The following is an 11,521-nucleotide window of genomic DNA, read 5'->3' on the forward strand; positions in this document are numbered from 1 at the left end:
GGAGATGCCACGCCACTGGGGCCGAATTGTGGCGCAATTGTTGAGCAACTTGACAGATTTCGCGGCTCTGCTCGGTTCAAGTTTGCGGTTTCACGGGTTCGGAGGCGGTGGCAGACTGGGCCTGTGGAATTGATTCGACACAAGCGGCACCGCGCGCGATCAAACGCTGGACACATCCCACCGCCGGTATTCGCAGCAGAAATTCAGGGAGGGTGAACCACATGAAAGATAATGAAATTCCCCGCGAACCGAGTTTTCGGGAATCCGTCGACCTGATGTTCAACCGGGCTGCCGCGCTGATGAACCTCAGCCCCGGCCTGGAAGAGAAGGTGCGCGTCTGCAACGCCACCTACACGGTGCGCTTTGGCGTGCGGTTGCGCGGGCGGATCGAAACTTTCGTGGGCTATCGCGCCGTGCATTCCGAGCATATGGAGCCGGTCAAGGGCGGCATCCGCTATGCGCCCGAGGTCAACCAGGACGAGGTCGAGGCCCTGGCCGCACTGATGACCTACAAATGCGCGCTGGTCGAAACGCCCTTCGGCGGCTCCAAGGGGGGCCTGTGCATCGACCCGCGCAATTATGAAGAGCACGAACTGGAGGCGATCACCCGGCGTTTCGCCTATGAACTAGCCAAGCGCGACCTGATCCACCCCAGCCAGAACGTCCCTGCCCCCGACATGGGCACGGGCGAGCGCGAAATGGCCTGGATCGCCGACCAGTATGCGCGGATGAACACCACCGACATCAACGCCCGCGCCTGCGTGACCGGCAAGCCGCTCAATTCGGGCGGAATCGCAGGCCGGGTCGAGGCCACCGGCCGCGGCGTGCAATACGCGCTGCGTGAATTCTTCCGCCACCCCGAAGACGTGAAGACCGCCGGGCTGAAGGGCAAGCTCGACGGCAAGCGGGTGATCGTGCAGGGGCTGGGCAACGTGGGCTATCATGCCGCCAAGTTCCTGTCGGAAGAGGATGGCTGCAAGATCATCGGCATCATCGAGCGCGACGGGGCGCTCTACAAGGAAGACGGTCTTGACGTCGAATCTGTGCGCGAGTGGATCGTCAAACATGGCGGCGTGACCGGCTGCCCCGAGGCCGACCACATCGAAGACGGCCCCGCGATGCTTGAGGCCGAATGCGACATCCTGATCCCCGCCGCGCTGGAAGGCGTGATCAATATGGGCAATGCCGACCGCATCAAGGCCCCCCTGATCATCGAGGCCGCGAACGGCCCGATCACCTTTGGCGCCGACGAGGTGCTGCGCAAGAAGGGCACGGTGATCATCCCCGATCTTTATGCCAATGCCGGCGGTGTGACGGTGTCCTATTTCGAATGGGTCAAGAACCTGAGCCACATCCGTTTTGGCCGTATGCAGCGGCGCAACGAAGAGGCGCACGCCCTGCTCCTGATCGAGGAACTCGAGCGGCTGTCGGCCGACAGGCAGTTGGGCTGGGAGCTGTCGCCGGACTTCAAGTCGCGCTACCTGCGCGGCGCGGGCGAAATTGAACTGGTGCGCTCGGGCCTCGATGACACGATGCGCACCGCCTATCAATCCATGCGCGAGGTCTGGCACGCCCGCGATGATGTCACCGACCTGCGCACCGCCGGCTTCATTGTCGCCATCGAACGGGTGGCCGCAAGCTACCGCGCCAAGGGACTCTGAGCGCCGCCGCGACAGTACAGCCAGGGCTGAACAACCGGGGCCGCCATGTCACTGGCGGCCCTTTTGCTGCGCAACTGCCTCATTCCGGCATGATCCCGCCTAAATATCGCCGAATTTGAAGGGTTAATTCGCGAGGTTGTTAGCCAAAGTGGCTTGGCCACACGGAGTACTGGCAAATGCGGCAGATTCGAAAGACTGTACATAAGATTCTGAAGCGGCATTACCGCGACGAAGACGCGGCCGTAACCGTCGAAGCCGTGCTCTGGCTGCCTGTCTTCATCTTCTTCTTTGCGCTAATCGTCGATGCCACCATGATCATGTCAGGGCAGGCGCAGGCGCTGCGCGTGGTGCAGGATGCCAATCGCGGCGTGTCAGTCGGGCTGTACCAGAGCCGCGAAGAAGCCGAGAGCTTCGTCAAGGCCAGCCTCTCGCGGCTCAGCCCCAATGCCGAGGTTTCAACCACCGTGTCCCACGGCATCATCGTCACCAATGTCGTGATGCCCTCGTCCGACCTGGTCGCCTCGGGGCTGCTGAACAATTTCACGTCGCTCGATATTCGCGTCGGCGCGCAACACCTTGCCGAATTCTAAAAGGAGCAGAACGATGCGCTGGAACGCGACCCGAGACGCCCTTGCGGATGCCATGCGCAAATTCCGGCGGCGCGAAGGCGGCGTGATCACGGCCTTCAGCCTGTTCATGCTGATCGCCCTGATGATGATCGCCGGGATCGCGCTGGACGTGGCAAACATGATGAGCCATCGCACCCATCTGCAGGTGGCCGCCGATGCCTCGGCCCATGCTGCGTTGCTCACCCGTGAAACCCGCAGCGAGTCCGAGGCGCGCGATGTCGCAATCCAGCTTTCGCGGCAGAACCTGCCCGGCGAACGCTTCGGCGAGGTTCTCACCCCCGGCGACATCGAATTCGGGCGCTGGAATTTTGAAACGCGCACCTTCACCCCTGACACCCACCCCGTCCAGGCAGTGCGCGTCCACACCCGCCGTATCGAAGGGCGCAGCAACGCGGTGCCGACATTCCTGCTCAAGCTCGTCGGGCTGGAACAATGGAACCTGGTGACGCCTTCGGTCTTTGCCGGTTACCTGCACCCTTGCCTGCGCGAGGGGCTGGTGGCGGAAGAACGCGTGCGCGTGCGGTCGAACAATACCTTCGGCAACGGGTTCTGCGTGCATTCCAATTCATATGTCGAATTCAACAACCACAACACCTTTGAAAGCGGCACGGTGGTCTCCATGCCCGATCTCGAAATGCTTGGGCTGCCCGGCTCTGGGTTCAAGCACAACGACGGGCTGGAAGCCGCGCTGCGCGAAGGCAGCATGGATATCCGCATCCTGAACCGGATCGACACGATCATCGCCGGCCTCAGGTCGGGCGACCCGGCCTACCTGCCCGACTACATCGTCAGCACGCTGCCGGTGGCACTGGAGAGCATGACCATTTCTGACGGCGACCTGGAGCCGGGCTACATATATACTGCTGACTGCCACGGCAGCGGCACGATCTCGATTTCCAGCGGCACGGTACTCTCGAATGTCGTGATCGCGACGGATTGCGACATCTCGTTCGGCAGCAACGCGGAAATTCACGACGTGGTCATCGCCACGTCGAGCACTGCGACGCAGTCAGTTCACGCCGCTGCAGACGTGTCAATCGGGCGCGAGGACAATTGCGCCGAAGGTGGCGATGCGCAGGTTCTGACCCTGGGTGGAATGCACTTTGCGGCCAAGCTCGGGGTGAATGGCGGGCAGCTTGTGGCAAGAGGCGATATCAACTTCGCCGCCCAGGGGGCCGCGGTGGAAGGTGGCTCAATGGTGGCCGGGGGCGAGATCGACGGCACAAGTAACCTGGAGTTCGCATACTGCGGCACTGGCATGGGAAATGCCTACACGGCCGAGGTCTTCCGCCTGGTCAACTGACCGCGCCGCCTTCCTCGGTGCCGGGCACACGGACGGCTTTCTGAGCGCTGGACAGTGGCAGCGGCAAGGCCGATATTCAGCACATGAGCCTGCCGCCCGGATTCCTTGAAGAACTGCGCGACCGCGTGCCGCTTTCGCGGCTTGCCGGGAGCAAGGTTACATGGGACAGGCGCAAATCGAACCCCGCCAAGGGCGACATGTGGGCGCCCTGCCCTTTTCACCAGGAAAAGACGGCGTCATTCCATGTCGATGATCGCAAGGGCTTTTACTATTGCTTCGGCTGTCAGGCGAAGGGCGACGCGATCAGCTTTCTGCGCGAGGCCGACAATCTGAGCTTCATGGAGGCGGTCGAGATGCTCGCGCGCGAAGCGGGGATGCAGATGCCCGCGCGCGACCCCAAGGCCGCCGAACGCGCCGACCGACGCGCCACGCTGGCCGAGGTGATGGAAAAGGCGGTGCGCTTCTACCGGATGCAGCTTGCCACGGCCGCGGCATCCGAGGCGCGCGAATATCTGGCCCGGCGCGGGCTGGACAGCGCCGCCTGCGAGCGCTTCGAGATCGGCTTTGCCCCAGACGGGCGGCAAGCGCTCTGGTCACACCTGACAGGAGGCGGGGCCGAGCCCGCGCAGCTTCTCGCCACCGGACTGGCCGGGCAGTCCGATGACGGCGGCACGCCCTATGACCGTTTCCGCGCGCGCATCGTCTTTCCCATCCGCGACGCGCGCGGGCGTTGCATCGGCTTTGGCGGGCGGGCGCTGCGCGATGGCCCCTGGCCCAAGTATCTGAATTCGCCGGAAACCGAGCTTTTCGACAAGGGGCGCACACTCTACAATCACGGGCCTGCCCGCAGCGCCGTTGCCAAGGGCCAGCCGCTGATCGTGGCCGAGGGCTACATGGATGTGATCGCGCTGGCCCGCGCCGGATTCGAAGGCGCCGTGGCACCGCTGGGCACCGCGATCACCGAGGAACAGCTCCGCATGATGTGGCGCATCGCGCCCGAGCCGATCATCGCGCTCGATGGCGACAAGGCCGGGTTGCGCGCGGGTTTGCGGCTGGCCGATCTGGCGCTACCGATGATCGAGGCGGGTCAGTCGCTGCGCTTTGCGATCCTGCCCGAGGGGCAAGACCCCGACGATCTGCTGCGCGCAGGCGGCGCGGCGGCAATGCAGCGCGTGCTGGACCAGGCCATGCCGATGGTTCGGCTGTTATGGCAGCGCGAGACCGAAGGCCAGGTGCTCGACAGCCCCGAACGGCGCGCCGCGCTCGACAAACGGCTGCGCGAATCGCTGCGCCTGATTCGCGACCCCTCGATTCGCGCCCATTACGCCGACGCGATTCGCGCCCTGCGGGCCGACCTGTTCGGACAGCAACGCAGTACGCGTACATACCCCCGCAGCGCTGCGGGGCGGGCATGGCATCGCACAGGGCAGCCCTCGGCCGCCCCGCTGCCGAGCACACGCGGCACGCTGCTGGCCGGCGCCCGCGACGAGATGGTCGAGGACCGCCTGCGCGAGGCGATCATCCTTGCCGTGCTGATCTCGCACCCACGCTTGCTGCCGGAATTCATGACCGCGTTCGAAACCCTGGAGCTTTCCAGCCCCGAACATGGCACCCTGCGCACAGCGGTGCTGCGCCATTATGCAGAGGGCGACACTGCCGGCACGCTCCGCGATAAAATTGCCGCTGATGCTGGCGAAGCCCTTGAAAAGCTGTTCTCCCTGAGCCATGTCACAACTGCGCCACCCGTCCGCAACACCGGCGATGTCGAACTTGCCAAGCTGTGTCTGGCAGAAGAACTCGCGAAACTCGAAGCACGGCGGGGCGCGCGGCGAGAGATATCGGAGGCGATGGAGGATATCGGCAGCATGGCCGATGAAAGCCTCACTTGGCGTCTGAGCCAGGCAGCAGCGGCCCGCGACAAGGCGGCACGCACCGGGCTAGATGACTCTTCCGATCTCGGAGAAGACCGCGCTGCGCTCTCACAACAACTGCAACGCCTCATAGACGGTGAGGTCTGGGTAAGGAAAAAACGATAGTCGCGTTCATCCCTGTGATTCGCGCGCAGCATTCGCTAAGACTCACCGACCGAATCAGCCCTGCTGCAGGAGCTTCCATGGCTGCCAAAGACACCGACGACACCAAGACCGACGATCAGGACGGCGAAGTCATCCTCGACATGAGCCAGGCGGCGGTCAAGAAGATGATCGCCGGCGCGCGTGAGCGTGGCTTCATCACCTACGACCAGCTCAACACCGTCCTGCCCCCGGATCAGGTTTCCTCCGAACAGATCGAAGACGTTATGTCGATGCTCTCGGAAATGGGCATCAACGTCATCGAGGCGGAAGAAGACGAGAGCGACGACAGCTCGGGCGAAGTGGTCGAGGCCTCGACCTCGCGCGAGGTGGCCGTGACCACCAGCCAGTCAGAGACGCTCGACCGCACCGACGATCCGGTGCGCATGTACCTGCGCGAGATGGGTTCGGTCGAACTGCTTTCGCGCGAGGGTGAGATTGCCATCGCCAAGCGCATCGAGGCCGGGCGCAACACCATGATCGCCGGGCTTTGCGAAAGCCCGCTGACATTCCAGGCAATCACCATCTGGCGCGACGAACTTGTCAGCGAAGACATTCTGCTGCGCGATGTGATCGATCTGGAAACCACATTCGGCAACGCGCTGGATGAAGATTTGGAAGGCGACACAAGTGCGGCGCCGGTGCAAGACCTCGATGTCGCACAACAGTCGCGCCCTGCCGAGGCCGAGCGCAAGGCCGACAGCGGGCCGGAACTGGACGCCGATGGCAACCCGATTGCCAACAGCGACGATGACGACGACGATGACGACCAGTCGAACATGTCGCTTGCCGCGATGGAAGCCGCGCTGAAGCCGCGGGTTCTGGAAACGCTGGACCGGATCGCGCAGGATTACGGCAAGCTGGCCGAAATGCAGGATCAGCGCATGTCGGCCACCATGAGCGAAGGCCCCGCCTTCGCCGCCGCTGACGAGGCCGCCTATCAGAAGCTGCGCTCCGAGATTGTCGAGCTGGTCAACTCGCTGCACCTGCACAACAACCGGATCGAGGCGCTGGTCGATCAGCTTTACGGGATCAACAAGCGCATCATGTCGATCGACAGCTCCATGGTGAAGCTGGCCGACCAGGCCCGCATCAACCGGCGCGAGTTCGTCGACGAGTATCGCGGCAGCGAGCTTGACCCCACCTGGTGCGAGCGCATGGTCGAGAAACCCGGTCGCGGCTGGCAGGCGCTGATGGAACGCTCGCGCCCCAAGGTCGAGGAGTTACGCGCCGAAATGGCCCAAGTCGGCCAGTATGTCGGCGTGGACATCAGCGAATTCCGCCGCATCGTGAGCCAGGTCCAGAAGGGCGAGAAAGAAGCCCGCCAGGCCAAGAAGGAAATGGTCGAGGCGAATCTGCGGCTGGTGATCTCGATCGCCAAGAAATACACCAACCGCGGGCTGCAGTTTCTCGACCTGATCCAGGAGGGCAACATCGGCCTGATGAAGGCGGTGGACAAGTTCGAATACCGCCGCGGCTACAAGTTCAGCACTTATGCGACATGGTGGATCCGCCAGGCGATCACCCGCTCCATCGCCGATCAGGCGCGGACCATCCGCATTCCGGTGCACATGATCGAAACGATCAACAAGCTGGTGCGCACCGGCCGGCAGATGCTGCACGAGATCGGCCGCGAGCCCACCCCCGAGGAACTGGCGGAAAAGCTGCAGATGCCGCTCGAGAAGGTTCGCAAGGTGATGAAGATCGCCAAGGAGCCGATCAGCCTGGAAACCCCCATCGGCGACGAGGAAGACAGCCAGCTTGGCGATTTCATCGAGGACAAGAACGCCGTCCTGCCGCTGGATTCGGCGATTCAGGACAACCTGCGCGAAACCACCACGCGTGTGCTTTCCAGCCTGACCCCGCGCGAGGAACGCGTGCTGCGCATGCGCTTCGGTATCGGCATGAACACCGACCACACGCTTGAAGAGGTGGGCCAGCAGTTCTCCGTCACCCGCGAACGTATCCGCCAGATCGAGGCGAAGGCGCTGCGGAAGCTTAAGCACCCCAGCCGAAGCCGCCGGCTGCGGAGTTTCCTGGATCAGTAACAGGAAAGGAAAAGGGCGCCTGACCGGCGCCCTTTTTCATTGAGACCTCTGGTGGGGGCGGTTAACCCTCTACCAACTCCCCTGCCAGCGCGCGTTCGATCAGGGCAACCGTTTCCTCGACCCCGTAAAGTGCGATGAAGCCGCCGAAGCGGGGGCCCTGGCTGGCGCCCAGAAGCACCTCGTAAAGTGCCTTGAACCAGTCGCGCAGAGGCTCGAACGCGTGATCCTTGCCCACGGCGAAGGCCAGCGTCTGCAACTCTTCGGCGTCCAGCCCGCCATCCCAGGCACGCAGGCGCTGCGCCAAGTCTTCCATCGCGGCGCGCTCCTTGTCATCAGGCAGGCGGAACTGGCGGGCAGGCGCCACAAAATCGTTGAAATAGGCCAGCGCGAAACCCGCGGCCCGATCAAGGTCGGGGTGGGTTTCGGGGCTGGCCTCGGGGGCGTAGCGGCGGATGAAGCCCCAAAGCCCGTCCTTGCCCGCAGCGCCCGCAACTGAGGCCAGGTTGAGCAACATGGCGAAGCTGACCACCATTTTCGATTCCGGCGGATTGCCGCCATGGATGTGCCAGACCGGGTTTGCGGCCTGCTGCTCTGGCGTCTGGGTCGGGTAGGCGCGCAGTTGCTGATGGTATTCATCCACCGCCTTGGGGATGACATCCCAGGAAAGACGCTTGGCCGTGCGCGGCTTGAGAAACATGTAATACGACAGCGACTCGGTCGAGGCATAGGTCAGCCATTCGTCGATGGTCAGCCCGTTGCCCTTTGATTTGCTGATCTTTTCGCCGTTCTCATCGAGAAACAGCTCATAGGTGAAATGTTCAGGAGCGCGGCCATCCAGAATTTCACAAATGCGATCATAGATCGGTGTGTTGGTGGAATGATCCTTGCCATACATCTCGAAATCGACATCCAGCGCGGCCCAGCGCGCGCCGAAATCCGGCTTCCACTGCAGCTTGACGTTGCCACCTGTGACCGGCAGCGTCCATTCGCGCCCGGCTTCGTCATCGAAGGTGATTGTGCCCGCGCGCCCGTCCACATGTTTCATCGGCACATACAGCACGCGGCCCGTCTCGGGATGGATCGGCAGAAAGATCGAATAGGTCTGCTGGCGTTCCTCGCGCAGGGATTTCAGCATCATCGCCATCAGGTCGTCATAGCGTTCGGCGGCGCGCAGAAGCACCGCGTCGAACTGGCCCGAGCGATAGAATTCGGTGGCCGAGATGAACTCGTATTCGAAACCGAAGGTGTCGAGGAACCGGCGCAGCATGGCATTGTTGTGATCGCCGAAGCTGTCATGTGTGCCGAACGGGTCGGGCACCGAGGTCAGCGGGCGTTGCAGGTGCTCGCGCAGCATTTCCGGGTTGGGCACGTTGTCGGGCACCTTGCGCATCCCGTCGAGATCGTCGGAAAAACACACCAACCGCGTCGGGATGTCCGAAAGCACCTCGAAGGCGCGGCGGATCATGGTGGTGCGCGCCACTTCGCCGAAGGTGCCGATATGCGGCAGGCCCGAGGGGCCATAGCCGGTCTCGAACAGGACATGACCCTTGGCGGGCGGGCCGGATTCGTAGCGTTTGAGGATGCGGCGCGCCTCTTCGAACGGCCAGGCCTTCGATGACATCGCGGCGTCGCGCAGATCGGACATGTCCTTAACCCTCTCGAGAACGTCAGGCCAATGGGCCCGCCAAGCCTCGTCTCCTATTGCCCTGCCAGTTCGGCGTCAATATTCTGCGCCGCAACATACCAGCCTACAGACAAAGGATCACCAGATGAGCGCCACCCTGCCTGCCCTGTCCGAACAGGATTGCCTTGTCGCCATCATGATCGCCGTTTCCGCCTCGGACGAGGAGATACGCACCTCGGAACTGGTCGCAATCCAGCAGGTGGTCAACTACCTGCCGATATTCGCCGGGTATGACACCGACCGGCTGCGCACGACCGCGCAAACGGTTTTCGACCTCCTTACCGAAGAAGACGGGCTTGATTCGCTGTTCGGCCTGGTGCGCGAGGCCCTGCCCGAGCGGCTGTTCGAGACCGCCTATGCCTTGGCCTGCGATGTGGCTGCCGCTGATGGCACGCTGATGCAGGCCGAGCTGCGCCTGCTCGAGGAAATCCGGCACGAGCTGGAGATTGACCGCCTGCATGCCGCTGCCATCGAGCGCGGCGCCCGCGCACGGCACATGAAACTGACCTGAGACCGCGCGCCGCGTTCAGGCGTGAAGCACACCCCAGCGTTCGATAAGCTGTTGCTGCAACCGTCGCGCGCGGCCGATCCAGTCGCGCGAACCGGGGGGGCGGTCGCGCTGATCGGCCCTCAGCCCGTTGCGGGTGTCCATGTCGGCCGCAAAGATCGCGAAGGCCAGTTCGGCCCCGCCCTGGCGTGGCCTGGCGTATCCGGCAAGGCCGCTGACGAAATTCAGCGTGCCGGTCTTGGCAGCAACCTCGACGGGATGGTTGCGCTGAATATTGCCTTGCCCGTCGCGCATGACGAATTCACGCATCAGCCCGTGCAGCGGCCCCTGGTGCCGGGCCGCGACCAGCACACGCACCATGTCGGCCGCGCTGATGCGCGAGGCATCCCCCAACCCCGAATGATCGACAAAGCGCGGCCCCTCCAGCCCGAAACGCGCGCGCGCCCAGTCGGCCATCATCTGCCCGGATTGCGCCAGGCTGACGGGGCGGCCGCCGCGCGCGATGCTGGCGGCAAGGCCCACGGCCTCGGCGGTGAGGTTCGTCGAATAGCGCATCATCCCGCGCAGGATTTCGCGCAACGGGTCCGAGCGATGCTCGGCCAGGGCCGTGCCGCGCAGGCTGCCGCCGCTGGCAAGCTGCGGCGCGGGCAGTGAAATCTCGTAGTAATTGGCGATAGCGCGGAACACATCTCCGGCGTAAAGCTCGGGCTGGCGCACAGGCAGCCAGCGCCCACCGCTGCCGCCCAGCGCCGCCTGCGCCACAGTCCAGGTCTCGGAGCCGCCGGCAAGCTCGTGGGTGTAGACGGGAGCTTGGCGGTTCACCACCTGCATCCGCGCCATCGAAACCCCCGGGCGAAAGCGTTGGTCAGGTGCTTCCATGACAACCTGATAGCCGCTGCCGCTGCGCTCCCATCGGAAATGCACGCGATTGAAGTTCAGGTTCAGGCCAGAGACCGCCGGGTTGTATCCCGCCTGCACCGGCTGTTCCGCTGCAATCTCGCGAATGGACGGATAGCTGCCGCCATGCACCAGAAACCGCCCCGTAACCCGGCGCACACCGGCATCGCGTAGCCGCTGCGCCAGCGCGCCCACCCCGTCGCTGCCCAGTGTGGGATCGCCGCCGCCCAGCAAGATCAGATCGCCATTGAGTTGCCCGCCCTGCACCGGCCCCGTCGCCAGGAGCCGGGTGACGAAGCGTTGCTGCGGCTCCAGCGCATCGAGCGCATATAGCGTGGTAACGGCCTTGATCACGCTTGCGGGGGGCAAAGCTGTTGCCGGGCGCAATGCCTCGACCACCTGACCATTGGCGGTATTCACCACGACATAGCCCAGGTTGCCACGCAAGCGCGCGGCCTGAATCAGCGCTTCGGCCGAAGGGGCCGTGCCGGCGACATTGCGCGCCGCTGCCCCGCCCGGTCGCACGGGTGGCATCGGCGAACGACCGGGCGGCGCTGCAAGCGCAGGCATGGCCGCCCCGGCCAGAAGAGAAGTCAGAAAGAAGCGTCTGGATAGATGGCTCACCGGTGCGCACCCTCCTTCATGCCCACAGGTTAAACCTATCCGACCGGGATCAGGCAAGCCTTTCCGCCAGTGGCCCGCACCAATTCATCCGAAAA

At 63.9% G+C, this 11,521-nt stretch carries 8 protein-coding genes; 6 read left to right on the forward strand and 2 right to left on the reverse strand.

Annotation, left to right across the window (positions count from 1 at the left end):
* Positions 1-221: 221 nt before the first annotated feature.
* From DQ229_RS10610 to rpoD, 5 genes are all read left to right on the forward strand, one after another.
* Positions 222-1,661 (forward strand): Glu/Leu/Phe/Val family dehydrogenase, encoded by a 1,440-nt coding sequence (locus DQ229_RS10610; RefSeq protein ID WP_114966226.1) that lies wholly within the window; start codon positions 222-224, stop codon positions 1,659-1,661.
* A gap of 176 nt (positions 1,662-1,837) precedes the next feature.
* A complete protein-coding gene (locus tag DQ229_RS10615; RefSeq protein ID WP_114966227.1) occupies positions 1,838-2,251 on the forward strand; it encodes a TadE/TadG family type IV pilus assembly protein in 414 nt (137 codons plus the stop codon).
* 13 nt (positions 2,252-2,264) lie between these two features.
* On the forward strand, positions 2,265-3,593 hold the full coding sequence (locus DQ229_RS10620) for a pilus assembly protein TadG-related protein (RefSeq protein WP_114966228.1): 1,329 nt from the start codon (positions 2,265-2,267) through the stop codon (positions 3,591-3,593).
* An 83-nt stretch (positions 3,594-3,676) separates the two neighbouring features.
* On the forward strand, positions 3,677-5,629 hold the full coding sequence (dnaG, locus tag DQ229_RS10625) for a DNA primase (RefSeq protein ID WP_114966229.1): 1,953 nt from the start codon (positions 3,677-3,679) through the stop codon (positions 5,627-5,629).
* A 77-nt stretch (positions 5,630-5,706) separates the two neighbouring features.
* Positions 5,707-7,713 (forward strand): RNA polymerase sigma factor RpoD, encoded by a 2,007-nt coding sequence (rpoD, locus tag DQ229_RS10630; protein ID WP_114966230.1) that lies wholly within the window; start codon positions 5,707-5,709, stop codon positions 7,711-7,713.
* A gap of 61 nt (positions 7,714-7,774) precedes the next feature.
* Here rpoD and DQ229_RS10635 read toward each other — a convergent pair whose 3' ends face one another.
* Positions 7,775-9,358 (reverse strand): lysine--tRNA ligase, encoded by a 1,584-nt coding sequence (locus DQ229_RS10635; protein ID WP_114966231.1) that lies wholly within the window; start codon positions 9,356-9,358, stop codon positions 7,775-7,777.
* Between the two features lie 124 nt (positions 9,359-9,482).
* On the opposite strand from DQ229_RS10635, the gene DQ229_RS10640 reads away from it, so the two are divergent.
* A complete protein-coding gene (locus tag DQ229_RS10640; protein ID WP_114966232.1) occupies positions 9,483-9,908 on the forward strand; it encodes a tellurite resistance TerB family protein in 426 nt (141 codons plus the stop codon).
* A gap of 15 nt (positions 9,909-9,923) precedes the next feature.
* Here the strand turns inward: DQ229_RS10640 and dacB are convergent, their stop codons facing one another.
* Positions 9,924-11,336, reverse strand: a complete 1,413-nt coding sequence (gene dacB / locus DQ229_RS10645) for a D-alanyl-D-alanine carboxypeptidase/D-alanyl-D-alanine endopeptidase (RefSeq protein WP_238381036.1) — start codon at positions 11,334-11,336, stop codon at positions 9,924-9,926.
* Positions 11,337-11,521 lie beyond the last annotated feature (185 nt).

Origin of the sequence: Alkalilacustris brevis, assembly GCF_003350345.1 — a bacterium.
In the GTDB taxonomy this organism is placed as follows: Bacteria; Pseudomonadota; Alphaproteobacteria; order Rhodobacterales; family Rhodobacteraceae; genus Alkalilacustris; species Alkalilacustris brevis.

Excerpts from the sequence above, each read along its gene's own strand:
- rpoD (WP_114966230.1), top strand. The coding sequence starts at position 5,707 with ATGGCTGCCAAAGACACCGACGACACCAAGACCGACGATCAGGACGGC.
- dnaG (WP_114966229.1), top strand. The coding sequence starts at position 3,677 with ATGAGCCTGCCGCCCGGATTCCTTGAAGAACTGCGCGACCGCGTGCCG.
- DQ229_RS10610 (WP_114966226.1), top strand. The coding sequence starts at position 222 with ATGAAAGATAATGAAATTCCCCGCGAACCGAGTTTTCGGGAATCCGTC.
- DQ229_RS10635 (WP_114966231.1), bottom strand. The coding sequence starts at position 9,358 with ATGTCCGATCTGCGCGACGCCGCGATGTCATCGAAGGCCTGGCCGTTC.
- DQ229_RS10620 (WP_114966228.1), top strand. The coding sequence starts at position 2,265 with ATGCGCTGGAACGCGACCCGAGACGCCCTTGCGGATGCCATGCGCAAA.
- dacB (WP_238381036.1), bottom strand. The coding sequence starts at position 11,336 with ATGCCACCCGTGCGACCGGGCGGGGCAGCGGCGCGCAATGTCGCCGGC.
- DQ229_RS10615 (WP_114966227.1), top strand. The coding sequence starts at position 1,838 with ATGCGGCAGATTCGAAAGACTGTACATAAGATTCTGAAGCGGCATTAC.
- DQ229_RS10640 (WP_114966232.1), top strand. The coding sequence starts at position 9,483 with ATGAGCGCCACCCTGCCTGCCCTGTCCGAACAGGATTGCCTTGTCGCC.